This window comes from Janthinobacterium sp. SUN033, from assembly GCF_030397595.1.
Lineage (GTDB): Bacteria > Pseudomonadota > Gammaproteobacteria > Burkholderiales > Burkholderiaceae_D > Janthinobacterium > Janthinobacterium kumbetense.
The window spans coordinates 741521-766633 of sequence record NZ_JAPQNV010000001.1 but is presented as its reverse complement, the minus strand read 5'-3'; the positions used below and the strand labels follow the sequence as shown (position 1 = coordinate 766633).

22 protein-coding genes are annotated in these 25113 nt (G+C 63.7%); 13 read left to right on the top strand and 9 right to left on the bottom strand.

Annotated elements, in window-relative coordinates; all coding sequences use genetic code 11:
• Positions 1-55: 55 nt before the first annotated feature.
• The 3 genes from OX460_RS03560 to alkB form a co-directional block, all read right to left on the bottom strand.
• Positions 56-223, bottom strand: a complete 168-nt coding sequence (locus OX460_RS03560) for a hypothetical protein (RefSeq protein ID WP_289897666.1) — start codon at positions 221-223, stop codon at positions 56-58.
• 24 nt (positions 224-247) lie between these two features.
• On the bottom strand, positions 248-1177 hold the full coding sequence (gene folE2 / locus OX460_RS03555) for a GTP cyclohydrolase FolE2 (RefSeq protein ID WP_289897665.1): 930 nt from the start codon (positions 1175-1177) through the stop codon (positions 248-250).
• Positions 1178-1268: 91 nt separating this feature from the next.
• Positions 1269-1931 (bottom strand): DNA oxidative demethylase AlkB, encoded by a 663-nt coding sequence (alkB, locus tag OX460_RS03550; RefSeq protein WP_289897664.1) that lies wholly within the window; start codon positions 1929-1931, stop codon positions 1269-1271.
• A 94-nt stretch (positions 1932-2025) separates the two neighbouring features.
• Between alkB and OX460_RS03545 the strand changes: the two genes are divergently transcribed.
• Complete coding sequence (locus OX460_RS03545) at positions 2026-2496, top strand: heme-degrading domain-containing protein (protein ID WP_034786432.1); 471 nt, start codon at positions 2026-2028, stop codon at positions 2494-2496.
• On the opposite strand, the gene OX460_RS03540 is transcribed toward OX460_RS03545, so the two are convergent.
• Genes OX460_RS03540 through OX460_RS03530 form a run of 3 tightly spaced genes read right to left on the bottom strand, consistent with a single transcriptional unit; the run spans position 2493 to position 4673 of the window.
• Entirely contained in the window at positions 2493-3185 is a 693-nt protein-coding gene (locus OX460_RS03540) for an amino acid racemase (protein WP_289897663.1), read from the bottom strand. The genes OX460_RS03545 and OX460_RS03540 overlap by 4 nt on opposite strands.
• 17 nt (positions 3186-3202) lie before the next feature.
• The gene (locus OX460_RS03535) at positions 3203-3970 is read right to left on the bottom strand and encodes an SDR family oxidoreductase (RefSeq protein ID WP_289897662.1); all 768 of its coding nucleotides are present in this window, start codon (positions 3968-3970) and stop codon (positions 3203-3205) included.
• Entirely contained in the window at positions 3945-4673 is a 729-nt protein-coding gene (locus OX460_RS03530; RefSeq protein WP_289897661.1) for a GntR family transcriptional regulator, read from the bottom strand. The genes OX460_RS03535 and OX460_RS03530 overlap by 26 nt, the downstream gene beginning before the upstream one ends.
• A 136-nt stretch (positions 4674-4809) precedes the next feature.
• On the opposite strand from OX460_RS03530, the gene OX460_RS03525 reads away from it, so the two are divergent.
• Positions 4810-5250: a thioesterase family protein gene (locus OX460_RS03525; protein ID WP_289897660.1), complete on the top strand. Its 441-nt coding sequence runs from the start codon at positions 4810-4812 to the stop codon at positions 5248-5250.
• A gap of 153 nt (positions 5251-5403) precedes the next feature.
• Positions 5404-6768, top strand: coding sequence for an amino acid permease (locus OX460_RS03520; RefSeq protein WP_251348465.1), 1365 nt, complete (start codon positions 5404-5406; stop codon positions 6766-6768).
• 76 nt (positions 6769-6844) lie between these two features.
• On the opposite strand, the gene OX460_RS03515 is transcribed toward OX460_RS03520, so the two are convergent.
• Entirely contained in the window at positions 6845-8458 is a 1614-nt protein-coding gene (locus OX460_RS03515) for a hypothetical protein (protein ID WP_289897659.1), read from the bottom strand.
• A gap of 257 nt (positions 8459-8715) precedes the next feature.
• On the opposite strand from OX460_RS03515, the gene OX460_RS03510 reads away from it, so the two are divergent.
• From OX460_RS03510 to OX460_RS03500, 3 genes are all read left to right on the top strand, one after another.
• Entirely contained in the window at positions 8716-10059 is a 1344-nt protein-coding gene (locus OX460_RS03510; RefSeq protein ID WP_099667725.1) for a diguanylate cyclase, read from the top strand.
• Positions 10060-10108: 49 nt separating this feature from the next.
• Positions 10109-10495, top strand: a complete 387-nt coding sequence (locus OX460_RS03505; protein WP_289897658.1) for a hypothetical protein — start codon at positions 10109-10111, stop codon at positions 10493-10495.
• 68 nt (positions 10496-10563) lie between these two features.
• Complete coding sequence (locus OX460_RS03500) at positions 10564-11007, top strand: DUF411 domain-containing protein (protein ID WP_289897657.1); 444 nt, start codon at positions 10564-10566, stop codon at positions 11005-11007.
• Between the two features lie 97 nt (positions 11008-11104).
• Here the strand turns inward: OX460_RS03500 and OX460_RS03495 are convergent, their stop codons facing one another.
• Positions 11105-13336 carry an NADP-dependent isocitrate dehydrogenase gene (locus tag OX460_RS03495; RefSeq protein WP_289897656.1) on the bottom strand — a complete coding sequence of 744 codons (2232 nt, stop codon included), beginning with the start codon at positions 13334-13336 and terminating at the stop codon, positions 11105-11107.
• A gap of 365 nt (positions 13337-13701) precedes the next feature.
• Between OX460_RS03495 and OX460_RS03490 the strand changes: the two genes are divergently transcribed.
• Complete coding sequence (locus OX460_RS03490) at positions 13702-15855, top strand: TonB-dependent siderophore receptor (protein ID WP_289897655.1); 2154 nt, start codon at positions 13702-13704, stop codon at positions 15853-15855.
• Between the two features lie 312 nt (positions 15856-16167).
• On the opposite strand, the gene OX460_RS03485 is transcribed toward OX460_RS03490, so the two are convergent.
• Positions 16168-16443, bottom strand: a complete 276-nt coding sequence (locus tag OX460_RS03485) for a hypothetical protein (RefSeq protein ID WP_150130958.1) — start codon at positions 16441-16443, stop codon at positions 16168-16170.
• On the opposite strand from OX460_RS03485, the gene OX460_RS03480 reads away from it, so the two are divergent.
• The 6 genes from OX460_RS03480 to OX460_RS03455 all read left to right on the top strand — a co-directional run bounded on the left by OX460_RS03480 (position 16418) and on the right by OX460_RS03455 (position 24988).
• A complete protein-coding gene (locus OX460_RS03480; protein WP_289897654.1) occupies positions 16418-17725 on the top strand; it encodes an FAD-dependent oxidoreductase in 1308 nt (435 codons plus the stop codon). The genes OX460_RS03485 and OX460_RS03480 overlap by 26 nt on opposite strands.
• Positions 17722-20733, top strand: coding sequence for an iminophenyl-pyruvate dimer synthase VioB (vioB, locus tag OX460_RS03475; RefSeq protein ID WP_289897653.1), 3012 nt, complete (start codon positions 17722-17724; stop codon positions 20731-20733). The genes OX460_RS03480 and vioB overlap by 4 nt, the downstream gene beginning before the upstream one ends.
• Before the next feature lies 1 nt (position 20734).
• The gene (locus tag OX460_RS03470) at positions 20735-22024 is read left to right on the top strand and encodes an NAD(P)/FAD-dependent oxidoreductase (RefSeq protein ID WP_289897652.1); all 1290 of its coding nucleotides are present in this window, start codon (positions 20735-20737) and stop codon (positions 22022-22024) included.
• Positions 22024-23142, top strand: a complete 1119-nt coding sequence (locus OX460_RS03465; protein ID WP_289897651.1) for a tryptophan hydroxylase — start codon at positions 22024-22026, stop codon at positions 23140-23142. The genes OX460_RS03470 and OX460_RS03465 overlap by 1 nt, the downstream gene beginning before the upstream one ends.
• Positions 23143-23151: 9 nt before the next feature.
• Positions 23152-23733, top strand: a complete 582-nt coding sequence (gene vioE / locus OX460_RS03460; RefSeq protein WP_289897650.1) for a violacein biosynthesis enzyme VioE — start codon at positions 23152-23154, stop codon at positions 23731-23733.
• Between the two features lie 91 nt (positions 23734-23824).
• Positions 23825-24988 carry an MFS transporter gene (locus OX460_RS03455; protein WP_289897649.1) on the top strand — a complete coding sequence of 388 codons (1164 nt, stop codon included), beginning with the start codon at positions 23825-23827 and terminating at the stop codon, positions 24986-24988.
• The last annotated feature ends 125 nt before the right edge of the window (positions 24989-25113 follow it).

Sequence of the window (25113 nt, the reverse complement as noted above, 5' to 3'; positions counted from 1 at the left end):
GCAGCGCCGCGCGATGCCAGCGATGATCGCGCCGCCTTGACTCCCGCGCCTGACGCTAGCGCCCCGCCGGCCCGCCGGGCTGGCGTTCCCGCTTCAGGTGCTCCTCTTCCAGCTCGTCCATGCCCAGCTTTTCCTCGTCGATCAGCGCATGTTCGCGCCGTTCGCGCTCCAGTTCCTCTTCCAGGCTGTCATCGTTGACGTCCCGCTCGATTTTCTCCGGCATGTTGCCCTCCTCCACGGTGGTTGACTACCAATCTCCGGCAAGCTTGCCCGCCTGCGCCACGGCATCGTGCGGATGCAGGCTTTCCATATGCCGTACGGTAACACGCGCCTGCGCATACGGTGGCACCAATGGCGCCAGCGCCGCCTGCACGCGGCGGGCCGCATCTTCCACATACATCAGGTTAGCACCATTGAGGCGCGCGAACGCCTGCTCGTCGGCCCGTTTCACGGCCGTCTGCAGCGGTGTCGCCAGCGCCGCTTCCACCACGTCGATCAGGGGAAACAGATCCAGTTCCGCCTGTTCCGTCAAGGGCACGGTGACCGTCGCCGTGCTGCGCTGGCTGTGCGGCGTGGCCAGGCTCGCGTGTTCCCGCAGCCATTCACGCGCAGCCGTGCCGTCGATGGGGCCCGCGCCGAACCGCGCCGCGAAGGCGTCGGCGAGCAATTGCCGCGCCAGCGCCGCCGAGCACGGACAGGTCGACGAGTAGCCGATCTCCACCGTCAAGGACAAGGCAAAGCCCTGCGGCGAAACACTGGCCTGCAGGCGCACAGGGTACGATTTCCAGCCGGACAGCCCCGCCGTCAGCAGCGCCGGCTGGCGCCGCAGCAGGGGGAACGCCAGCGCCAGCCTCGCCTGCGTGCTGCCGCAATCGGCGTGGCTGTCCACCATGCGCCGCAGCACGGCGGCCAGCGCGGCCGCATCGAGCGGCTGCGCGGCGGCGAACGCGTCGAGCAGCAGATACAGGCGCGACATGTGGATGCCCTTCACGCGCGGGTCGGGCAAGTCGACCTGCACATCGGCCCAGGCATGCACTTGCTGCGCCTGCCCGCCTTCCTCCAGCCACAGGGGCAAGGCGATGCCCTGCATGCCGACCCACTCGAGCGGCAAGGGATTGCCCAGATGGGGGCCGGCCGCCACGTCGGGCAGGGGCGAGGAAAGGGGATCGCGCTTCATGCTGGACACTCCATATGCAAACAAGTTGCATATCATGGAGAAAAACGGCCGCATTTGCAAGCACCTTGCATTAATGGGGCGTATTGACCGATCAGCTGGCCTTGCGAAACGTCAAATTGATGCGCTGCGCGCCCAGCAGCGCGTGTTCGCCTTCCTTCAGGGGCGCCACGCCGTGGAAGCGCAGGCGGTCGGCGCCGCCCCACACCACCACGTCGCCATGCAGCAAGGCGATGCGCGCCGCCTTGTCGGCCCGCCCGGCGCCGCCGAACAGGAAGGTGGCGGGCAGCCCCAGCGAGACGGAAACGATGGGCGCGGTGAAGTCGCATTCGTCGCGGTCCTGGTGCAGGGCCATGCGCGCACCGGGGGCATAACGGTTGACGAGGCAGGCGTCGGGCGTGAAGTCGGGATAGCCGGCCGCCAGCGCCGCCTGCCGCGCCAGGCGCAGGAACACGGGCGGCATGGGCGGCCAGGGAAGGCCGCTGGCCGGATCGTGCCGCGCGTAGCGGTAGCCGCGCCCATCCGTGACCCATCCCAGGGGGCCGCAATTGCTCATGGCAACCGACATGCGCAAGCCGCCCGGCGTGGCCATGTGGCGCAGGGGCGCCGCCAGCACGACGGCGTGCAGCGCCGGCAGCATCTCGTGCAGATACGGCAACGCAAAGCCGCGCAGCAGGACCGACGCGCGCGAGCCTGGCACGAGCGGCGCCGGGCCGGCCGGGATCTGGTCTTCATCGGCAAACAGGGACAGGGTCATGCCGCTTATTTTAGCCGCGCCACGGAAAAAGCGCGCGCGGCCGGCCCATGGTGCGCTACAGTAGCGCTTCCAGCCACTACCGCCCTCCTCCACGATGGATCATTACGCCGATTTGCTGCAAACCCTGGCGCAACAGGAAGAATCCCTGCAATTCGAACGCTTCGACAACGACGCCGCGCTGGCCGTGGGCCTGTGGATCGTCGAGGAAGTGCGCAAGCGGGGCAAGGCCGTCACCGTCAACATCACGCGCAACGGTCAGATCCTGTTCCACCACGCCATGACGGGCGCCACGGCGGACCAGGCGGACTGGATACGCCGCAAGAACAACACGGTGCAGCGCTTTTGCCGCAGCTCCTATTACATGGGCATCTCGTACAAGAGCCGCGGCAGCACCTTCGAAGACGTGAAATACCTCGATGACATCGAGTACGCGGGCCATGGCGGCGCGTTCCCCCTGCTGATACGCGGCGTGGGACTGGTCGGCACGGTCACCGTTTCCGGCCTGGCGCAGGCGGACGACCACGCGCTGGTGGTGGCCGCGCTGCAGGCGCAGCTGGAACGCTAGGTTTCCAGCGCCTGGCGCAAGGCGGCGCGCGCCAGCAAGCGCGTGGAATCGAGCGTCGGCAGCGGCGAATTGGCGTCGCTGATGATCAGCGGGATCTCCGTGCAGCCGAGGATGACGGCGTCGCAGCCCTGCTCCCGCAAGCCGGCGATGATGGCCTGGAAGCGCGCCACGCTGCCCCCCTTGACCACGCCCGGCACCAGCTCTTCCATGATGATGCGGTTGATCTCGCTGCGTTCGTCCTCGCCGGGCCGCACGCAGGCGATGCCGCGCGCGGCCAGCCTGTCCGGATAGACGGCGCTGTCGACCAGCCAGCGCGTTCCCGTCAAGCCCACCCGTTGGACACCGCGCGCCGCCGCTTCTGCGGCCACGACGTCCGCGATATGCAGCCATGGCAGCGGCGAACGGGGCGCCATCAGCTCGAATGCCTGGTGGATGGTGTTGTCGGGGCAGATCAGGAAATCGGCGCCGGCGGCGGCCAGCTTGCGCGCCGACGCCAGCATCAGTTCGGCCACGCCTGCCAAGTCGCCCCCGTTCAGGCAATCCACGTAACGCGCCAGCGACGGCGTGTGCATCGATACTTCCGGGTGTTCATATGGCCCCAGCGCATGCGCGCCCTCTTCGCAGATCGTGCGGTAGCACAGGGCCGCGCCTTCGGCCGAGCAGCCGACGATGCCGATATGTTGTGTCATGCGATCTTCCTTTTCAATCAAATGCGCTGCCCGCCGTCGATGGGGATTTCCGCGCCCGTGATGTACGAGGCGCGCTCGCTGCACAGGAACTCCACCAGATCCGCTACTTCGGCCGTCGTGCCCAGGCGGCGCAGGGGGATTTGCGTGTCGACGATGTGCGAAGTGCCCGGCGACAGGATGGCCGTGTCGATCTCGCCCGGCGCGATGGCGTTCACGCGCACGTTCAGCGGCGCCATGTCGTTGGCCATTTCGCGCGTCAGCGACGCCAGCGCCGCCTTCGAGCTGGCGTAGGCGGAACCGGCAAACGGGTGCACGCGGTAGCCGGCGATCGAGCACAGATTCACGACGGCGCCGTGCGCATTCGACAATTCCTGCGCGAAACCGCGCGTCAGGGCCAGCGGCGCAAAAAAGTTTGTGTTGTACATTTCCTGCCAGGTCTGCATGTCCGTCGTCAGCGAATTGACGCGCGAACCGCCCGGCCCCTTCGGCGACACGCCCGCATTGTTGACCAGCGCGTGCAGTTTGGCGTCGCCCAGCATGGGGCGCAGCGTCTCGACCATCTGCCCGATCTGGCTCAGGTCTGACAAATCCATGCACACATGCGTGTTGTGCTCCTGGCTGCGCGGGCAGCCGCCGGGAATCGGGCTGCGCGAGACGGTGATGACCCTCCAGCCCAGGCTGCGGAAGCGTTCCGCGACGGCATGGCCGATGCCGCGGCTGGCGCCCGTGACGATGGCGGTTTTCTGTTCCATGTTCTGTTCAATCTTGTGCTTGATGTGCGTCATGTTCTTCCTTGTCTTCTTCGGTTGCGCCGGCGTGGATGCGCTCCTGGCGCATCACGTAGGCCAGCATCTGCGTGCCGCCGTCGAGGATGTCCTGCTCGATGGCGCGCCGCGCGGCCCCGCTGTCGCGCTGGCGCAGCGCGCTGATGATGGCGTGGTGGTGGCCCACCCGCATGTCGGGCGAAAAGCTGGCGTAGCCGGCGGCGATCAGGGGCGCCGTCTGCATCCACAGATGGTCGACGAAGCGTTTCAAGGTCGGCATGCCGGCCGCCTGTGCCAGGCCCAGGTGAAACGCCTGGTTGCATTGCAGCGCCGCGGCCAGGTCGTGCCGCGCGATGGCCTCTTCGTTCGCCTGCAGCAGGCGTTCCAGGTCGGCCAGGGTGGCGGCGTCGATGCGCTGCGCCGCCTCCGCCGCGCCCAGTCCTTCCAGTTCCAGGCGCAGCGCGCGGATTTCCAGGTAGCGCGCCACGCTCAGCACGGGCACGCGGAAGTCGCGCGGCGAGCGCAGCACCAGCGCCTCTTCCTGCACCAGCTGCAGCATGGCGTCGCGCACAGGCGTGACGCTGGTGCCCAGCTGCTGCGCCAGTTCGCGGATGCGCAGCCGGTCATTCGGCTGGAAGCGCCCGGCCGCCAGCGCTTCGCGCAGCATGGCGTACACGGACTTGCCCAGATTGACGTGCAGCAGAGTGTCCAATGGATGGTTCATGCGTGTTTCTGATCGTTGACAAATTATGATGCATCATACATCAATGGGAAAAACAGTGTTTTTCCACGCGTGCGCCGCAGACAGAAAGCGCCGCGAGACCGTACAATCAGCCGCCACCGTATCGAAAGGAATGCTCTTGAACTGGGATTATCCGCACGCCCATACCCTGCCCGTCACGCCCGAACCGGGCGACATCGACGGCTTGCAGCACACGAATAACGCCGTCTACGTGCGCTGGTGCGAGCATATCGCCTGGCACCATTCGGCCACCCTGGGGCTGGACCTGGACGATTACCGGCGCCTGGACCGGGCCATGGCGATACGCCGCGGCGAATACGACTATTTGCTGCCGACGCGGGCCGGCGAAGCGCTGACCCTGGCCACCTGGCTGTGCGCCAGCGATGGCCGTTCCAGCATGGAGCGGCGCTTCCAGCTGGTCCGCGACAGCGACGGCGCCACCGTCGTGCGCGGACGCTGGGACTTGATCTGCATCGAATTGAGCAGCGGCCGCGCGCGCCGCCTGCCGCCCGAGTTCCTGGCCACGTACGAACCGGCCATCGTCGCGGCCGGCGCGTAAAAGCGGACGCCTGGGCCGCCGTTTTGCGCGCCGTTCGGCGAAGATGCGGGGCTTTTCTTGCGCCTCCGCAGTGCAACATGCATTTCGCTCCTGATTTGCCCATTCATGCTTTAGAATCAGCGACCTCAGCCCCGTAAAAACAGGATAAAACATATGACGGCAGTCGGGATTACCGAACCACAAGAGCTCAAGCGCGGCCTGAAAAGCCGCCACATCCAGCTCATCGCCCTGGGCGGCGCCATCGGCACCGGCCTGTTTCTGGGCATCGCGCAAACCATCAAGATGGCCGGCCCTTCAGTGCTGCTGGGCTATGGCATCGCCGGCGTCATCGCCTTCCTGATCATGCGCCAGCTGGGCGAGATGGTGGTCGACGAACCCGTCGCCGGCTCCTTCAGCTACTTTGCCGACAAATATTGCGGCCACCTGCCCGGCTTCCTGTCGGGCTGGAATTACTGGGTGCTGTACGTGCTCGTCAGCATGGCCGAACTGACGGCCGTCGGCATCTACGTGCAGTACTGGTGGCCGGGCGTGCCCACCTGGGTGTCGGCGCTCGTCTTCTTTTGCGTGATTAACGCCATCAGCTTGTTGAATGTCAAAGCATTCGGCGAGATGGAGTTCTGGTTTGCCCTCATCAAGGTTGTCGCCATCATCGGCATGATCGTCTTCGGCGCGTACCTGCTGGCCTCCGGCGACGCGGGTCCGCAGGCGTCGGTGGCCAACCTGTGGCAGCACGGCGGCTTCTTCCCGAATGGCTGGCAGGGACTGGTGATGGCCATGGCCGTCATCATGTTCTCGTTCGGCGGCCTGGAACTGGTCGGCATCACGGCGGCCGAGGCGGATGACCCGAGCACGACGATCCCGCGCGCCACCAACCAGGCCATCTACCGCATCCTGATCTTTTATATCGGCGCGCTGGGCATCCTGCTGTCGCTGTACCCGTGGCAAAACGTCGTCACCGGCGGCAGCCCCTTCGTGCTGATCTTCCATGCGCTCGACAGCAACCTGGTGGCCACGGCCCTGAACGTGGTGGTGCTGACGGCCGCCCTGTCCGTCTACAACAGCGGCGTGTACTGCAACACGCGCATGCTGTTCGGCCTGGCCAAGCAAGGCAATGCGCCGCGCGCGCTGCTGCACCTGAACCGCCGCGGCGTGCCGCTGGTCGCCCTGGGCGTGTCGGCCCTGGCGACGGGCGCCTGCGTGGTGGTCAATTACTTCATGCCGGGCGAAGCGTTCGAAGTGCTGATGGGACTCGTGGTGTCGGCGCTGATCATCAACTGGGCCATGATCAGCTGGATCCACCTGCGCTTCCGCGCGCAGAAAAAAATCGAAGGCAAGACGACCCTGTTCCAGAGCCTGGGCTACCCGTTCACCAACTACCTGTGCCTGGCCTTCCTGGCCGGCATCCTGGTGATCATGTACCTGACGCCGGGCCTGCGCATCTCCGTCTACCTGATCCCCGTGTGGCTCGCCGCGCTGGGCGTCGGTTACTGGATCAAGCAAAGCAAGGCCAAAGCGTAAGCTGTTTGCGCCGCATCAAACAAAAAGCCCGTCTTCGCAGGAAGACGGGCTTTTTTTAATATGAGGCAAGGGGCAATTAACGGACCGCCTCCTCGGGCGGCACATCGGCTTGCCACAGGCTGATGGTCTGGCCCGCATACGACTGCAGCAGCACGTCGTCGCTCAAGGTCAGCAACGCCTGCCTGCGCTGTTCCAGGCGCGCTTCGGGCGTCATCTCCTTCTCGCCCGACTTGTACGGCCCCAGCACGGGCAGCAAGTCGCGCAGCACGGAGAAATTGCCCGGCGTGGTCTTGTCCGATTGCAGCTTGCCCAGGAAATACTTCATGACGTGTTCGGACTGGCTGCCCTCCTGCCGCAAGCTCGCCTTCACCATCTTGCCATCCTTATAAGCCACTTGCGCCTCGCTGCTGGCCGCATCCTCGATCTGGTGGTAGGTATAGTTCTGCGACTCCGTGTTGTCCAGCAGGCGCAGCGGCACGCCGGGGACCAGCGTCTGGTGGTAGCTGGCGCTCAGCTTCGATTGCTGCTGCTGCCTGATCGAGCGCTCGTCCTGGCGGGCGCCGGCCTGCTCCGTCTTTTGCGACACTTCATAATTGAAGCCATCCTTTTCCGCGCTGCGCATGGGATTGCTGAATTTCACGGTCTGCGACACGGAGGCGCTGAAATCGGCCAGCCCCGTCAGGATGGACTTGTCCTCGGCCGCCAGGCGCCACTTGCCCGTCTCGGGATTGTCCGTGGCCACTTGCGGCGCGGCGGTATTGCTGTGCAAGGCAGTGAAGCTATCCTTGAGCATGGCCACCAGGCCCGCGTCGCCATGGCCGCGCGACGCCGCCTGGTCGAATTGCTTCATATAGCTGCCCAGCGCCTTGGCTTGCCGCTCGGGGCTGCCCAGGGTATTGAGCGCGCTGGTATCGACCTTCAGGTCCAGGCTGCCGGCCTCGCCGCTGAAGCTGACCTTGCGCTGCGCGCCATCGGCCTGAAAATCCAGGGTTTGGGTACTTTCCGTTTCGCCGCGCACCTTGACTTCCGCATGCAGCTTCACCGACTCGAGCACTTGCTGATCGAACTGCATCAAGCCTTCCAGCTTGATTTTCGGCGTGCTTTGTCCCATGCCGTCGATGGCTTCCTGGAAACCTTTTGCCAGCTCGCCCAGGGCGCTCGCTTCAGCGTCGCTGAGGTCGCCGCTGGTCGTCATGTTCACGGCCAGGCCGTCGCCCTGGCTGTCGAGCGACAGCTTGACTTCCACGCCGCTCTTCGTCGTGATGCTGAGGGAAACCCGGTCTTCGCCATTGCCATGCAGGCTGCCGGGCGCGATGCCGGACGCCGCATAGATGTTCGGCGTGGTGCTCGGCGGCGGCTGCCGCATCGCCTGCGAGAAATTGTAGTTTCCCAGCTTGGCCTGTCCCAGCATGGCCGCGCCCAGGCCGCTGAAGCGGCCGCCAAACGCGTACGAAGAAAAACTCTTCGTCATCGCCTCGCTCACCTTGTCGCGCGTCGCGCTTTCCCACACCATCGGCGGTTTGACGAGCGCCGCCGGCTTGCCGTCGTTCACGCTTTCCGGGCTGAGAGCGACGATGGACGATGGCGTCGATACGGGCGACGGCGCTGCCGCCTCCGCGCGGTTCGACGTGGCGGCGGCAGCCCGCGACGGGGCGCTGTTCCAGTTGGACAGTGGAGAAATGGAGGTCATGGCGCTGTCACCTTGCAAATGGAGAGAAGATGCATCATAAAAGTTCGATATGGTTAAGTATTTTGCAATTACCTGGCGCCAGGCAAACCTTGCGTCACGTTATCTGGCGTGATGGCAAGTACTGCATGGCAATACTGCATTAACGGCAAGAAACGGAAAAGCATGAGCGTCGGGGAAATGAAACATTTTCATGCCGCCGACCTCGCCTACCCCCAACAAGTTGAATCACCGCCGGGAATGTCCATTAAAATGCCACTATGGAACACAAGATTCTGCGCGCGCCGCTGGCCAGCTTTACCGACTTGTTGCTCGATGCCGTGTGCATGGTCGACGTGGAGGGGCGCTTTGTTTTCGTCAGCGCCGCCTGCGAACGCATCTTCGGCTACACGCAGCAGGAAATGATCGGCAAGCTCATGCTCGACATGGTTGCCCCGGCCGACCGCGCGCGCACCCTGGCCGCCGCGCGCGCCATCATGGATGGCCATGCGCAGACGCACTTCGAGAACCGCTACCTGCGCAAAGATGGCAGCCTGGCGCACATCATGTGGTCCGCCCGCTGGTCCGCCGCCGACCAGCTGCGCGTGGCCGTGGCGCGCGACGTCACCCTGCTGAAACAGGCGCAGGCAAAGCAGGCCGCGCTGTACGCCATTTCCGAAGCCATGCAGGCGACGCAAGACTTGTCCGCCTTGCTGCACCGCATCCAGCACATCATCGGCGAACACTTGCCCACGCGCAGCCTGACCTTGCTGCTGCATGACGAACACGGCGCCCAGCCTCCCATGACCTCGCATGCCGACGACAGCGCGCCGCAGCCCACGTCATCGCTGGCCAGCCTGCTGTGCGACGAAGTCCTGCGCAGCGGCCGCCCCCTGCTGCTGCAGGCGGGACAACTGGCCGGCCTGCCGGCGGCGCTGCAAACGGCGGCCTGCGCCCTGTCCTCGTGCTGGCTGGCCGTGCCGCTGTATTCTTCCCTGGGCAGCATCGGCGCGCTGGCCTTGCAAGGCGGCCAGGATGCCGTCATCGGCACGGAGCAAGACCAGGATTTGCTGCAATTTGTCGCCAAGCAACTTGCCACCGCCATCGAACGCCGGCAGTTGCAGACGCAGATGCAATTCATGGCCATGCACGACGAGCTGACCCGCCTGCCGAACCGCCGCCTGTTCCACGACCGCCTGCACACGGCCTTTGCGCGCGCGCACCGCCAGGAAGGCCGGCTGTCGCTGCTTTTCCTCGACCTCGACAACTTCAAGCGGGTCAACGACGACCACGGCCATGCCTGCGGCGACCTGCTGCTGCAAACGGTGGCGAGCCGCCTGCGCGATTGCATGCGCGAAACCGACACCCTGGCCAGGATGGGCGGCGATGAATTCGTCGTGCTTTTGGAAAGCAATGCCGCGCCGGCCGACGTCAGCCTGATCGAGCAAAAGATCCACGCGGCCCTGGCTGCGCCGCTGCACCTGGGCAACGGACAGCATTTGCAGATCGCCGTCAGCATCGGCGTGGCCCACTATCCGGAAGACGGCGATACCATGCAACTGCTGCTGCGCCATGCGGACCGCGCCATGTACGCGTCGAAAATGCTGGCCGCCGCCTCGCGCTAGCGGACGCCCGCGCCTGGCGACAGTTGCCCCTATGCTATACTTTCCGGCGATGCTAAGACTCTTCAAAACATGGCTGATCCTGCTGCTGATCGCGGCGGTGCCGCTGCAAGCGGCCGCTGCGGGCGCCACGCGGCTATGCGCGCCGCTCGCTGACGAGCCTGCCGTCGCGATGACAGCGGCTTGCCAGCATCACGCTGCGCCATCCTTCGCCATCCCGCACGACGCCGGCACGCCGGAAGACGACAAGACCCCTGCCAAGCACCCCGCGTGCGGCGCCTGCGCCAGCTTTTGCCTGGGCGCGCTGATGCCGCCTGGCCTGGCCCTGCCTGCCGCCGCCTGCAGCGGCACGCAACAAGTCACCATCGCTGCGGCCACCTTGCTGACGGGATTCATTCCCGACGGCCAACGCCGGCCGCCGCGGCCGCTTTCCGCTTAAATTCCAAGCTCGTCCCAAGCAGGCAACCAAGGTGGCCACAATAGCCCTATTCCGTCTGAAAGCAACACATGATCAAACATTTCTTATTGCGCGGCGCCTTCGCCGCCATGCTGGGCCTGCCCACGTTCGCCATGGCGGCCCTGCCCGTCATCGAAGTCTACAAGAGCGCCTCGTGCGGCTGCTGTGCCGACTGGATCAAGCACCTGGAAGCGAACGGTTTTACGGTCCGTGCGAAAAACGTGGAAATGCCGGCGCAATACCGCAAGCTGGCCGGCATTCCCGACGCGCTCGGCTCCTGCCACACGGGCCTCGTCAACGGCTACGCCATCGAAGGCCATGTGCCGGCCAGCGAGATCAAGCAGTTGCTGCGCGACAAACCCAAGGCGAAAGGCCTGGCCGTGCCGGCAATGCCGATGGGCTCGCCAGGCATGGAAGGACCGCACAAGGATGCGTATGACGTCTTGCTGGTCAAGAACAATGGCAGCACCGAGGTCTACAAGCATTACAAGTAAAAAACCTGCACGGAAATGAAAAACGCCGCCGGAATCGCTTCCGGCGGCGTTTTTTTATCAGGCAGCAAGCAAGAACTTAGTGCCTGTCAAGACTGCATCAGATGCTGTCCAGCACCGCATTCAGGCTGGCGCTAGGACGCATGACGGCTTCCGTCTTCGCCGGATCTGGCAGGTAGTAGCCGCCGATATCCGTTTCCTTGCCTTGTACTGCTTTCAGCTCGGCAACAATCTTTTCTTCGTTGTCGGCCAGGGCCTTGGCCACCGGCGCAAAATGCGCTGCCAGTTCCGCATCGTCCTTCTGCGCAGCCAGGGCTTGCGCCCAGTACATGGCCAGGTAGAAATGGCTGCCGCGGTTGTCCAGCTCGCCGGTACGTGGCGATGGCGACTTGTTGTTGTCCAGCAGCTTGCCGGTGGCTTCATCCAGGGTTTTCGCGAGGATTTTGGCCTTCGCATTGCCCGTCTTGATGCCCATGTCTTCCAGCGACACGGCCAGGGCCAGGAACTCGCCCAGCGAATCCCAGCGCAGATGGTTTTCTTCCACCAGCTGCTTGACGTGCTTCGGTGCCGAACCGCCGGCGCCCGTTTCGTACATGCCGCCACCAGCCATCAATGGCACGATCGACAGCATCTTGGCGGACGTGCCCAGTTCCAGGATCGGGAACAGGTCGGTCAGGTAGTCGCGCAGGATATTGCCGGTCACCGAGATGGTGTCCAGGCCGCGGAAGGCGCGTTCCAGCGTGTAACGCATGGCGCGCGTTTGCGACATGATCTGGATGTCCAGGCCCTTGGTATCGTGCTCCTTCAGGTAAACCTGTACCTTCTTGATGACTTCGTTCTCGTGCGGACGGTAGGAATCGAGCCAGAACACGGCAGGCATGCCCGAATTGCGCGCGCGCGTGACGGCCAGCTTGACCCAGTCGCGGATCGGCGCGTCCTTGACCTGGCACATGCGCCAGATATCGCCCTCTTCCACCGTTTGCGTCAGCAGCACTTCGCCCGTTTCCAGGTCGGTGATGTTGGCGATGCCGCCTTCCGGCACTTCAAACGTCTTGTCGTGCGAACCGTATTCTTCCGCTTGCTGCGCCATCAGGCCCACGTTCGGCACGGTGCCCATGGTCTTCGGATCGAAGTTGCCATGCCATTTGCAGAAGCCGATCATTTCCTGGTAGATACGCGCGAAAGTCGATTCCGGCATGACGGCCTTGACGTCCTTCGGACGGCCATCGGCGCCCCACATCTTGCCGCCGATACGGATCATGGCTGGCATCGACGCGTCGACGATGATGTCGTTCGGCGAATGGAAGTTGGTGATGCCCTTGGCCGAATCGACCATGGCCAGTTCCGGACGGTTGGCGTGGCAAGCGTGCAAATCTTTCAGCACTTCATCTTTTTGCGACGCTGGCAGGGTTTCGATCTTGTCGTACAGGTTGCTCATGCCATTGTTGACATTCACGCCCAGCTTGTCGAACAGCGCGGCGTGCTTGGCGAACGCGTCCTTGTAGAAGATACGCACGCAATGGCCGAAAACGATAGGGTGCGACACTTTCATCATGGTCGCCTTGACGTGCAGCGAGAACATCACGCCCGTCTTGAAGGCGTCGTCGATTTCCTTCTCGTAGAACTCCAGCAGCGCTTTCTTGCTCATGAACATGCTGTCGATGATTTCGCCCGCTTGCAGGGAAACCTTCGGTTTCAGCACGATGGTCTTGCCCGAGGCCGTGACCAGTTCCATCTTGACGTCGCGCGCCTTTTCCAGCGTCAGCGATTTTTCGCCGTGGTAGAAGTCGCCATGGTGCATGTGCGACACGTGCGTTTGCGACGACTGGCTCCACTCACCCATCGAATGCGGGTGCTTGCGTGCGTACTCTTTGACGGCCTTCGGTGCGCGGCGGTCGGAATTGCCTTCGCGCAAGACCGGGTTGACCGAGCTGCCGATGCACTTGCCGTAGCGCGCTTTCAGGGCTTTCTCTTCGTCCGTCTTCGCATCTTCCGGGTAATCCGGCAGCTTGTAGCCACGGCCTTGCAATTCGCGCACGCAGGCGATCAGCTGGCCTTGCGAGGCGCTGATGTTCGGCAGTTTGATGATGTTGGTGTCAGGACTCTGGGTCAATTTGCCCAGTTCAGCCAGGGTATTCGGGACTTTTTGCGCGTCCGTCAGGAATTCGGGAAATTCAGCCAGTACACGGGCCGCCACCGAAATATCGCTGGCGACCACGTCCACGCCAGCCGGCGCGGTGAATTTTTTGATAATTGGCAGCAGGGAATACGTCGCGAGCAGCGGCGCCTCGTCAGTCAGCGTGTAGATGATTTTGGATTTTTGTGTTGCCATGTTCATTCCCTTGTATGCGGTGATGCCTGGTGGTTAACTTTCTTCATTCCAAACACAGGACGGTTAGCCTTGCTTTGGACGGCTAGTGTGCCGGCGGTGACGCCGTGCTTGCCCACCACGTATTTTAGACTGTCCTGCCGCTGTTTGTGTATCAGATGGCGACGAATCTTATATAAGACAGCAAATATCCGGATCTGAAGGCCCAGGATGGTCATTTTCCGCGCTGAAATGCCCTCCAGGCATGCGCGCGGCATGTATGCGGCCGTGGCGGTAATGAATATATTAATCATTATAAATCGTAATGATTCTCATTTATAATATCTTGTGTGCAATTCCTCCCTATCAACTTTATACGCTTGCCCCTGATGCCCATTCCATATTCCCGACTCACCCACCCCCACCTCACCACCCGATTGATCCTCGCCGGCCTGCTCGTCGCCAGCGTGACGCCGCAGGCGATCGCCCAGGCGACGGCCGATGCATCCGCCCCGCTCGCCACCGTGCTGGTCAACGGACAAGCCGAAGCGGACGCCGGCGGACAGATCGCCAAGAGCGCGCGCGCCGGCATGCTGGGCGAAAAAGACTTGCTCGATACGCCGTTCAGCGTCAACAGCTACACCAGCCAGCGCATGCTGGACCAGCAGGCGCTGACCCTGGCCGAGGTGCTGGGCGGCGACCCGTCCACCCGCTTCACGGGCCAGATCGGCGGCGTCACGGATTCCTTCTTCATCCGCGGCTTTCCCCTCAACGAGGGCAATCTGAGCGAAGTGGCGTTCGACGGCGTATATGGCGTCTCGCCCAACTACCATTTATTTACGGAGTATCTGCAGAGCGTGGAAGTGCTCAAGGGACCGGCCGCCTTGCTGTACGGCATGTCGCCGAATGGCGGCGTGGGTGGCGTCGTCAACGCCGTGCCGAAACGCTCCTTGCCGCGCGACCTGACGCGCCTGACCGTCGATTACGGCGCGGGCTCGCAGGCTGGCGCGGCCATCGACGTCAGCCGCCGCTTCGGCGAGGAACGGCGCTTCGGCATCCGCTTCAATGGCTTGCACCGCCAGGGCCACACGCAGCTCGACCACCAGACGTCGCGCGCGGAAGTGGCGGCCATCGCCCTCGATTACCAGGGCCAGCGGCTGCGCGCCTCGCTCGACGTGATCGAGCAATACCAGTGGATCGACGCGCCCACACGCCCCTTCCTCGTGGCCGCGCGCCTGCCCGTGCCGGCAGCGCCCGACGGCCGCCGCAACATCGCCCAATCCTGGGGCTGGTGGAAATCCAACGACCTGGCCACCCTGGGCAAGGTCGAATACGACTTGAACGACAACGTCACCGTGTTTGCCGACGTGGGCGGCACGCGCTCCGACGTGTCGCGCTATTCGGACCAGACGCCGACCATCACCAGCGCGGCCGGCGACATGACGGTCACGCCCATGAACTGGAAATTCCGCGTGCGGCGCGCCAGTGCGGACACGGGCGTGCGCGCGCGCTTTCGCACGGGCGGCGTCGAGCATGCGCTGGTCGTGATGGGCAATGTCTATCAGGACGAATTTGGCAGCGTCAGCAATTCCGGCAAGCTCATCACCTCGAATATCTACCACCCTGTCGCCGTGGCCGACCCCGGCATTGCCGCCCCGGCCCGCGCGCCGAAGCTGTCCGCCTCCACCCTGTCCAGCCTGGCCGTGGCCGACACCCTGGACATGCTGGACCAGCGCGTGCAACTGACCCTGGGCGTGCGCCGCCAGCTGGTCGAAGCGAAAAACTACCATGCGACGACGGGCGCGCTGACCACGCACTACAAGCAGGGCGCCCTGACGCCGCTGGCCGGCATCGTCGTCAAGCCATTGCGCCACGTGTCGCTGTACGCGAACTATATCGAGGGCTTGAGCAAGGGCGATATCGCGCCCAACATCGCCGACAACGCGGGCCAGGTCTTCGCGCCCTACAGGAGCAAGCAGTATGAAGTGGGCACCAAGGCCGATTTCGGCGTGGTGCTGGCGACGCTGGCCGTGTTCCAGGTGACGAAACCCAGCGGCCAGCTGTATGGCAAGGTCTACAGCATGGACAGCGAGCAGCGCAACCGGGGCCTGGAACTGAACCTGTCGGGCGCCGCCAGCAAGGCCGTGCGCCTGCTGGCCGGCATCACCTTGCTCGACGGGCGCCTGGTGAAGACCAACAACGCTGCCACCATGGGCAAGCGCCCCGTGGGCGTGCCCACGTCCATGGCCAACCTGGGCGGCGAATGGGATGTGCCGTACTGGCCCGGCCTGACGGCCACGGGCGCCGTCAGCTACACGGGCAAGCAGTTTGTCGACCAGACGAATCTGCAGTCGGTGCCGTCATGGACCAAGGTGGACCTGGGCTTGCGCTACCGCACGGCCATCGCCGGCAAGGCGACGACCTTGCGCGGCGGGCTGATGAACGCGTTCGACCGCCATTACTGGGCCGGCGTGGCTTCGTATGGCACCGTCTCCCAATCGGCGCCCCGCAGCGTGCAACTGTCGGCCGCCGTGGATTTCTGACGGGCGCCGGCATCGGGCATCGCCCGGCTGGCGCATGCACTGCGCGCCAGCCGCAAAGCAAGAAACAGCAGAAACAGTAGAAACACAGTAAAAATAGCAAGAAGCAGACCAAGCCACCGCCGATGGCGCCAGGATCCACCGCTGGTCCTGGCATCATCGGCAAACGGCGACACTCCCGCAGCGGCTCGATACGCCGCACCGCGCTGCATTCCATACCTCCCTGCCACTGCCCGGCGCACTGCCGCCGCCATCCCGCCTGCCTCGCTGCGTCGACAAGGACGCAACACCGAACGACAACTACATTGATATTTATCAAATTGACTGCCCGATGCCTGGGCTACTGTCGGTGCCATCTTTGATTTGAAACAGAAACTCTGCAGCCAAGAATCGACCATTCCAGAAACAACGCCAGTTCTCGCCAGGCTCTTCATTCCCCAGCCGATAACGCTCGCCAAGTGCGGTAACACCCAGCGTCCCACCTCCCTTGCCTACACGTGCAGGGGAAACTTTTGCTAGCGATTTTGCAGCTTTTTGATTAATGAACGTTAAAAAGGAATTTCGTATGAGCACGTATTCTGACATTTGCATCGTAGGCGCCGGCATAGGCGGCTTGACTTGCGCCAACCGCCTGATCGACACCGCCGCCAGCAGGAAACTGCGCATCCGGGTCTTCGACCTGAATCCCACCGTCGGCGGCCGCATCCAGTCGCGGAAAATCGATGGCGAGGAAATCGCCGAACTCGGCGCCGCGCGCTACTCGCCGCAGCTGCATCCGCATTTCCAGCAGCTGATGCAGGGCAGCGGACTGCCGCATGCCGTCTACCCGTTCACCGAGGTCATTTCCCACGACAGCGTGCTGGAAGAGCTGAAGGCAACGCTGCATGGCCTGAGCCCGATGCTCAAGGAGCATCCGAACGACTCCTTCCTCGAATTCGTCAGCCATTACCTGGGCGCCGCCAAGGCCACCCACATCATCAAGGCGACCGGCTATGACGCCCTGCTGCTGCCGATGGTGTCGGCGGCCATGGCCTACGACATCATCAAGAAACACCCGGAAACGCAGCACTTTACGGAAAACGCCGCCAACCAGTGGCGCTATGCCACCGACGGCTACCACGCGTTGCTGTGCCAGCTGCAGTACCAGGCCCAGGCCGCCGGGGTGGAATTCCGCCTGGAACACCGCTTGCTGTCCGTCGAAAAATCCGGCGCCGACCATGTACTCGCCTTCAGCCACCAGGGCGACACGCAGATGCACCGCACGCGCCACCTGGTGATGGCCATCCCGCCGTCCGCCATGCCGCGCCTGAACCTGGATTTCCCGAACGCCTGGAGCCCGTTCCAGTACGACTCGCTGCCCCTGTTCAAGGGCTTCCTCACGTTCGACACGGCCTGGTGGGAAGCGCTGGGGCTGACCGACAAGGTGCTGATGGCGGCCAATCCCCTGCGCAAGGTCTACTTCAAGAGCGACAAGTATGTGCTGTTCTATACCGACAGCAAGAGCGCCACCTACTGGCGCGACAGCCTGGAACTCGGTGAAGAGGTGTACCTGGAGCGCGTCCGCCGCCACCTGGAAGACGTCCTGCCGCTCGATGGCCAGCCGCTGCCGCCGATCAAGGCGCACTTCCACAAGTTCTGGCCGCATGGCGTCGAGTTTTGCGTGGAACCGGAAGCCGAGCACCCGGCCGTCCTGCTGCACCGGGACGGCATCATCTCTTGCTCGGATGCCTATACCGCGCATTGCGGCTGGATGGAAGGCAGCCTGATCAGCGCCCAGCACGCCAGCGGCCTGTTGCTGCAGCGGCTAGATCAACGGGAAGACGTCGCCGCCGCCAACGATACCTTCATCACTTCCTCGACCGAGCGCGCATGAGCCTACTTGACTTCCCCCGTCTGCATTTTCGGGGTTTTGCCCGCGCCAATGTGCCGACGGGGAATCGCAATACGCACGGCAACATCGATATCGCCACGAATACGGTATCGATGGCGGGCGAGCCTGTCGACCTGAGCCGGCCGCCGGCTGAGTTCCATGCGCACCTGAAACAGCTTACCCCCCGCTTCAACGCCAAGGGCAAGCCCGATCCGGACGGCATCTTCAGCCAGGCGGCAGGCCACAATTTTTGCGGGAATAATCATTTTTCGTGGGAAAACGCGAGGATCACGGGCGTCCAGCTGCGCGATGGCGAGATCGATACGCAAGACCCGCTGGTGGGCGCCAGGCTGGGCCTGTGGGGCCACTACAACGAGTACCTGCGCACGACCTTCAACCGCGCCAGGTGGATCGACAACAACCCGGCCCAGCCCGACACCACGCTGATCTACGCCGGCCAGTTCACCTTGAGCGACAAGCTGGCCACGCCCAACACGCCCACGCTGTTTACCGCCGACATCGCGCAGGCGCACTCGGTGCGCTGGCTCGGCAGCGGCCACATCACGGAACGCAGCGGACATTTCCTGGACGAGGAAATCGGCCGCTCCAGGCTGTTCCAGTTCTCCGTGTCCAAGCAAGACCCGCATTTCCTGTTCAATGCGGACCTGCCGTTGCCGGCCAGTATGCATGCCTTGCAGCAAGCCCTGGCCGACGACGAGGTGCTGGGCCTGACGGTGCAGTATTGCCTGTTCAATATGTCGACGCCGCCAAAACCGGACTCGCCCGTGTTCTACGACCTGGCCGGCAGCATCGGCCTGTGGCGGCGCGACGAGCTGGCCACCTATCCGGCCGGCCGCCTGCTGCAGCCGCGCCAGGCCAGCCTGGGACCGGTGCTGGTGAAACTGCATGCGGACCGCGTCTCGTTCAACATGCCGACCGCCATCCCCTTCACCACGCGCGACGCGGACGCCGTATCGGAACAGCATCCCACGCATGCCATGGGCGGCAAGCAGGCGCTCGGCGACCTGCTGCTGCAGGATGACTCCGGCGCCTTGCTGGCGCGCATTCCCGAGCAGTTGTACCGCGACCACTGGCGCCATCACGGCGTCTTCGACGTGCCGCTGCAACATGCCCCCGCCGCGGGTTCGCTCAGCCTGGGCAGCGCGCAGGCGCAGTGGGACGAGGCTGACTGGGTATCGCAATCGGACAGCAACCAGCTGTACCTGGAAGCGCCGAACCGCAACAAGCACGAGGCATTCCCGCAGGCCATCACCGTGCAAAGCCGCTTCCGCGGCGAGCTGGCGGCGCCCCCGTCCCTGGCGGAGGCGGAAGACGGCGCGCTGCTGGCCGTGGAACAGCAACCGTCGCCGCTCGGACACGGCTACACGGCGCTGACCCTGACGGGGCGCCAGCCGGGCGCGACCCGCATCGTGCTGGGGACGGGCAAGCACAAACAATACCTCGGCGTGCGCGTGCTGCCCGACGACTGGGACCTCGACGACGTACCGGCGGAACAGGTCGACTACGCCTTCCTCTACCGGCATGTGATGAGTTACTACGAGCTCGTGTATCCCTTCATGTCGGACAAGGTCTTCAGCCTGGCGGACCAGTGCAAGTGCGAAACGTATGCGCGCCTGATGTGGCAGATGTGCGATCCGCAGAACCGCGACAAGAGCTACTACATGCCCAGCACGCGCGAACTGTCGCTGCCAAAGTCGCGCCTGTTCCTGAAATACCTGACGCAGGTCGAGGCAAAGGCCAGGGCGGCGCTGCCGGCACCGGCCACGCCGCATGCCATCGGCAGCAAGGCGGAATTGATCGGCGAGCTGAAAAAGGCCATCGACCTGGAACTGTCGCTCATGCTGCAATACCTGTATGCCGCGTATTCCATTCCCAATTATGCGCAAGGGGCGGCGCTGGTGCAGGCGGGCCGCTGGCTGCCGGCCGAGCTGGAACTGGCCTGCGGCGCCGAAGACCGGCGCCGCAACAGCGGCACGCGCGGCATGTTGCTGGAAATCGCCCACGAAGAAATGATTCACTATTTATTAGTCAACAATGTGCTGATGGCGCTCGGCGAACCGTTCCATAGAGGCACCCCGGTGCTGGGCCAGCAGGCGCGCCAGCGTTTCGGCCTGGACACGGAATTTGCATTCGAGCCATTTTCCGAACACGTACTGGCCCGTTTCGTGCGTTTCGAATGGCCCGACTACATTCCCACGCCGGGCAAATCGATTGCCACCTTCTATATCGCGATCCGCCGGGCCGTAGCCGAGCTGCCCGGCCTGTTCGAGAGCGGCGGCGGCAAGCGCGGCGGCGAACACCATTTGTTCCTGAAAGAACTGACCAACCGCGCCTATCCCGGCTACCAGCTGGAAGTGTCCGACCGCGACAGCGCGCTGTTCGCCATCGACTTCGTCACCGAGCAGGGCGAAGGCGTGGCCGTCGATTCGCCGCATTTCGCCTCGTCGCACTTCCAGCGGCTGCGCACCGTCGCCGGCAAGTTCTCCGCCTGCGGCAAGCCGTTCGAGCCGGCGCTGCCGGCGCTGAAGAATCCGGTGCTGGAAGCGCGGGCGGACTGCAGCGTGGTGACGGATCAAACGGCGCGCGCGCTGATGCAGCTGTATCAAGGCTGCTACGAACTGACCTTCCTGCTGATGGCCCACCATTTCGCGCAGCGGCCGCTGGGCAGCCTGCGCCGCTCACGCCTGATGAACGCCTCCATCGACATCATGACCGGCCTGTTGCGCCCCCTGTCGGCGGCCCTGATGAACATGCCATCGGGCGTGCCCGGCCGCCATGCGGGACCGCCCGTGCCCGAACCGGTCAGCAGCCAGGTCAGCAGCGACTACAGCCTGGGCTGCGACATGCTGGCGCAGAAGTGCCTGGCGCTGGCGCAGTACGCGCGCAGCCTGGAGAGCGATGTCATCGGCATGGCGCCGATAGAAATGTTGGAGTTTTTTAATCAGCAACTTACCGATTTATCTCGGGGAAAGATGTCAAGAGAGGCCTGAAATGCATAAAATCATTATCGTCGGCGGAGGCCTGGCAGGTAGCCTCAGCGCCATTTATCTGGCGCAACGGGGGCACGATGTCCACGTCATCGAAAAACGCGGCGATCCGCTGCTGGAGAATGCCGCCAACGCCGACCCGGTCAACTCGCGCGCCATCGGCGTGAGCATGACGGTGCGCGGCATCAAGGCCGTCCTGGGAGCTGGCATCAGCAAACAGGAGCTCGACCAGTGCGGCGAACCCATCGTCGGCATGGCATTCAGCGTGGGCGGCCGGCACCGGATACGCGAACTGACGCCGCTCGAAGGCCTGTTTCCCCTGTCGCTGGACCGCACGGCCTTCCAGCGCCTGCTGAACCGGCATGCCGTCAAGCACGAAGTGAAGTATTACTTTGAGCATAAATGCCTGGATGTCGATCTGGAAAGAAAGATCGTGCTGGTCCAGGGCCCGGACGGCGCCGTGCAGCAGCTGTATGGCGACCTGGTCATTGGCGCCGACGGCGCCCACTCGGCCGTGCGGCGCGCCATGCAAAGCGGCATGCGCCGTTTCGAGTTCAGGCAGAGCTATTTCCGCCACGGCTACAAGACTCTCGTGTTGCCGCACGCGGCAGATCTCGGTTTCCGCAAGGATTTGCTGTACTTCTTCGGCATGGATTCCAAGGGCCTGTTTGCGGGCCGCGCCGCCACCATCCCGGACGGCAGCATCAGCTTTGCCCTGTGCCTGCCCTACACCGGCACGCCCAGCCTGGGCACGCTCAACCGCGAAGCCATGGCCGACTTCTTCAGCCGCTACTTCGGCAGCCTGCCGCCGGAACGCCGCAAGGAGATGCTCGACCAGTTCATGGCGCTGCCCAGCAACGACCTCATCAACGTCCGCTCCAGCACCTTCCACTACAAGGCCAATATCCTGCTGATCGGCGATGCGGCGCATGCCACCGCCCCGTTCCTCGGACAAGGCATGAACATGGCGCTGGAAGACGTCCACGTCTTCGTTTCCTTGCTGGAAAAGCACGGCAATGCCCTGGGCCCTGCCCTGTCCGAGTTCACGCAGCAGCGCAAGGTGCAGGCGGACGCCATGCAGGACATGGCGATCGCCAACTATGAAGCGCTGAGCAATCCGAATCTGATTTTCTTCCTGCAGACGCGCTACACGCGCTACATGCACAAGAGATTCCCCCGTGTTTATCCGCCGGACATGGCGGAGAAACTGTACTTCACATCGGTTCCCTACGATGAATTGCAGCAAATCCAGAAGAAACAAAACGTTTGGTACAAACTTGGAAGGGTAAATTAATGAACATTCTCGTCATCGGCGCAGGTCCCGCAGGCCTGCTCTTCGCCAGCCAGATGAAACAGGCCCAGCCCGGCTGGAATATCAGCATTACGGAAAAAAATACGCCGGAGGAAGTGCTGGGCTGGGGCGTGGTGCTGCCGGGACGGCCGCCGCGCCATCCCGCCAATCCACTCTCTTACCTGGAGCAGCCGGAACGACTCAATCCGCAGTTCCTGGAAGAATTCAAGCTCGTGCATCACGACCAGCCCAACCTGATGAGCACGGGTGTTACCCTGTGCGGCGTCGGACGCCAGGCCCTGGTGCAAGCCCTGCGCGCCAAGTGCGTGGCGGCCGGCATCGCCATCCGCTACGAAACGCCGCCAGACGACAAGGCGCAGCTGGAAGCCGGGTACGACCTGGTGGTGGTCTCGAGTGGCGTCAATTACAAATCGCTGGACTTGCCGCCAGCACTGGCGCCGCACATCGATTTCGGCCGCAACAAATACATCTGGTACGGCACCACCCAGCTGTTCGACCAGATGAACCTGGTGTTCCGCAGCAATGAACAAGGCATTTTCATCGGCCATGCCTACAAATACTCGGACACGATGAGCACCTTCATCGTCGAATGCAGCGAAGAAACGTACGCCAAGGCCGGGCTGGAAGCGCTTTCCGAGCGCGATGCAGCCGCGTACATCGCCAGGACGTTCAAAGCCGAACTCGGTGAACACAGGCTGCAGAGCCAACCGGGCCAGGGCTGGCGCAATTTCATGACTCTCAGCCGTGACCGGGCCTGCGACGGCAAGTTCGTCCTGCTGGGCGATGCGCTGCAATCGGGGCATTTTTCCATCGGCCACGGCACCACCATGGCGGTGGTGGCAGCCCTGCTGCTGGTGAAAATCCTCGATACTGAAGCCAGCACGGCCGCCGCCCTGGACAGTTTCAATGCCCGCGCCGTGCCCCTGATGCAATTGTTCAAGGAGCACGCCAACAGCAGCCGCCTGTGGTTTGAAAGCGTGGGCGAGCGTATCGAACTGAGCAATGCAGAGCTGACCGCCAGCTTCGACGCCCGCCGCAAGGACTTGCCGTCGCTACAAGAAGCGCTGATGGCCAGCCTCGGCTACGCGCTGGGCCGCTAGGGAGCTGCCATGCCGACACACCCCGCCCCGCCGCTGCTGCCGCTGCAATGGAGCAGCGCTTATATTTCCTACTGGACGCCGATGCAGGCGGATGACCAGGTCACGTCCGGCTATTGCTGGTTCGACTATGCGCGCAACATCTGCCGCATCGATGGCCTGTTCAACCCCTGGTCGGAAAAGGAACATGGACACTTGCTGTGGATGTCGGAAATCGGCGACGCCAGGCGTGAACAAAGCCGCAAGCAGAAAGTGGCCTACGCGAGGCAAGCGCAAGCCACCGGCGAGCAGCTGCAGGGCACGGCGCTGGCCGATGAAGTGATCCCGTTCCATGAGCTGTTCCTGCCGCAAGCGGTGCTGCTGGACGGCGGCGCCCGCCACGACGGCCGCCACACCGTGCTGGGCCGGGAGGCGGACGCCTGGGTAGTGGAGCGAACAGGCAAGCCGTCATCGGTCTTTTACCTGGAGGCCGGCGGCAACCGCCTGCTGCGCATGATCACGGGCAACGACCCGCAGCACCTGTCGGTACGCGACTTCCCCAACCTGTTTGTCGGCGACATTCCGGACAGCGTCTTTACGTCTTGCAACACCTAACCACGACGTGGCGCGCGCAAGGGCCGCATGCGGCCGGGGTGCGTGCCACGCCTGGCGAGTGTTTTAGTTATTACTTTCGAAGGATATTGCTATGCCGCTGGTTGTTTACATTCTGGGGTTGACGATCTTTTCGTTGACGACATCCGAATTCATGGTGGCGGGCATGATGCCGTCGCTGGCCCTGGCCATGGACGAACCGGTGACGCGGATCGGCTATCTGATCTCGCTCTATGCCATGGGCATGGTCATCGGCGGACCGCTGAGCACCATCATCCTGCTCAAATTGCGCGTGCCGAACAAGAAGGGACTGCTGTGGCTGCTGTGCTTTTATGTCCTTGCCCAATCAGTCGCCGCGTCCGCCACCAGCTATGACATCCTGGCCATCGCGCGGGTAGTCACGGGCGTGGCCGCTGCCACCTGCTTTGGCCTGTCCCTGGCGATCTGTGCCGACATCGTCGCGCCCAACGCGCGCGGACGAGCCGCCGCCGTCGTGATCGGCGGCCTCATGCTCGCTTCCGTGGTGGGCGTGCCCGTCGCCACGCTCATCGATCAGCACCTGGGATGGCGCGCCAGTTTCTGGCTGGTGGTGGTGCTGGCGCTCTTGTGCCTGGCGCTCATCACCGTACTGGTGCCGCGCGCCAAGCCGTCCGAAGTCGTCAGCCTTGGCAATGAGCTGGGGGAATTCCGTAACCGCCACCTGTGGGCAGCGTATGCCAGCAGCGGCCTCATCATTGGAGCGATTTTCGCGGCGTTCAGTTACTTCGCAACCATCCTGACGGAAATTACCGGCTTTCCCGCATCCGCTATCCCCTGGCTGCTGGGCGTCTACGGCGTCGCCAACGTGGTGGGCAATGCCGTGGTCGGCCGCTATGCGGACCGCTACACCACCGTCATCATGGTCTGGGGCATGGTCATCCTGAGCATCAGTCTGGCGCTGTTCGCAGTCTTTGCGCACGACAAGAGCATCAGCGTCGCCTTGCTGGTCGTCACAGGCCTCGTCGGCATGTCGATGAACCCCGCCATCATCGCCCGCGTGATGAAGACCGCCCACCCGGGGCCGCTGGTCAACACGGTGCACACGTCCGTCATCAACATCGGCCTGGGCGCCGGATCATGGTTAGGCGGCCTCGGCATCGCCGCCGGCTACGGCCTGCGCTCCCCGCTGTGGGTCGGCGTCGCGCTGGCCCTGCTTGGTCTCCTCAGCTTGCTGCCTTACCTCGGGCACAGGTCGCGCGATTCCGTGCTGTCGCATTAGCGGCTGGCGGCGCGGTTGGCATTGCCAACCGCCCGCTACCTTAATGGCGGCAGGGTCCTGTCCAATGACCGTTTGCGAAATTATTAATTTTTTCCCGTGTCAGGATAGTTGTCGCGTCACCTGAT

What these genes read in the sequence shown, in the direction of transcription:
- OX460_RS03560 (WP_289897666.1), bottom strand. Translation starts at nt 223, where the DNA reads ATGCCGGAGAAAATCGAGCGGGACGTCAACGATGACAGCCTGGAAGAG.
- folE2 (WP_289897665.1), bottom strand. Translation starts at nt 1,177, where the DNA reads ATGAAGCGCGATCCCCTTTCCTCGCCCCTGCCCGACGTGGCGGCCGGC.
- alkB (WP_289897664.1), bottom strand. Translation starts at nt 1,931, where the DNA reads ATGACCCTGTCCCTGTTTGCCGATGAAGACCAGATCCCGGCCGGCCCG.
- OX460_RS03545 (WP_034786432.1), top strand. Translation starts at nt 2,026, where the DNA reads ATGGATCATTACGCCGATTTGCTGCAAACCCTGGCGCAACAGGAAGAA.
- OX460_RS03540 (WP_289897663.1), bottom strand. Translation starts at nt 3,185, where the DNA reads ATGACACAACATATCGGCATCGTCGGCTGCTCGGCCGAAGGCGCGGCC.
- OX460_RS03535 (WP_289897662.1), bottom strand. Translation starts at nt 3,970, where the DNA reads ATGACGCACATCAAGCACAAGATTGAACAGAACATGGAACAGAAAACC.
- OX460_RS03530 (WP_289897661.1), bottom strand. Translation starts at nt 4,673, where the DNA reads ATGAACCATCCATTGGACACTCTGCTGCACGTCAATCTGGGCAAGTCC.
- OX460_RS03520 (WP_251348465.1), top strand. Translation starts at nt 5,404, where the DNA reads ATGACGGCAGTCGGGATTACCGAACCACAAGAGCTCAAGCGCGGCCTG.
- OX460_RS03515 (WP_289897659.1), bottom strand. Translation starts at nt 8,458, where the DNA reads ATGACCTCCATTTCTCCACTGTCCAACTGGAACAGCGCCCCGTCGCGG.
- OX460_RS03510 (WP_099667725.1), top strand. Translation starts at nt 8,716, where the DNA reads ATGGAACACAAGATTCTGCGCGCGCCGCTGGCCAGCTTTACCGACTTG.
- OX460_RS03505 (WP_289897658.1), top strand. Translation starts at nt 10,109, where the DNA reads ATGCTAAGACTCTTCAAAACATGGCTGATCCTGCTGCTGATCGCGGCG.
- OX460_RS03500 (WP_289897657.1), top strand. Translation starts at nt 10,564, where the DNA reads ATGATCAAACATTTCTTATTGCGCGGCGCCTTCGCCGCCATGCTGGGC.
- OX460_RS03495 (WP_289897656.1), bottom strand. Translation starts at nt 13,336, where the DNA reads ATGGCAACACAAAAATCCAAAATCATCTACACGCTGACTGACGAGGCG.
- OX460_RS03490 (WP_289897655.1), top strand. Translation starts at nt 13,702, where the DNA reads ATGCCCATTCCATATTCCCGACTCACCCACCCCCACCTCACCACCCGA.
- OX460_RS03480 (WP_289897654.1), top strand. Translation starts at nt 16,418, where the DNA reads ATGAGCACGTATTCTGACATTTGCATCGTAGGCGCCGGCATAGGCGGC.
- OX460_RS03485 (WP_150130958.1), bottom strand. Translation starts at nt 16,443, where the DNA reads ATGCAAATGTCAGAATACGTGCTCATACGAAATTCCTTTTTAACGTTC.
- vioB (WP_289897653.1), top strand. Translation starts at nt 17,722, where the DNA reads ATGAGCCTACTTGACTTCCCCCGTCTGCATTTTCGGGGTTTTGCCCGC.
- OX460_RS03470 (WP_289897652.1), top strand. Translation starts at nt 20,735, where the DNA reads ATGCATAAAATCATTATCGTCGGCGGAGGCCTGGCAGGTAGCCTCAGC.
- OX460_RS03465 (WP_289897651.1), top strand. Translation starts at nt 22,024, where the DNA reads ATGAACATTCTCGTCATCGGCGCAGGTCCCGCAGGCCTGCTCTTCGCC.
- vioE (WP_289897650.1), top strand. Translation starts at nt 23,152, where the DNA reads ATGCCGACACACCCCGCCCCGCCGCTGCTGCCGCTGCAATGGAGCAGC.
- OX460_RS03455 (WP_289897649.1), top strand. Translation starts at nt 23,825, where the DNA reads ATGCCGCTGGTTGTTTACATTCTGGGGTTGACGATCTTTTCGTTGACG.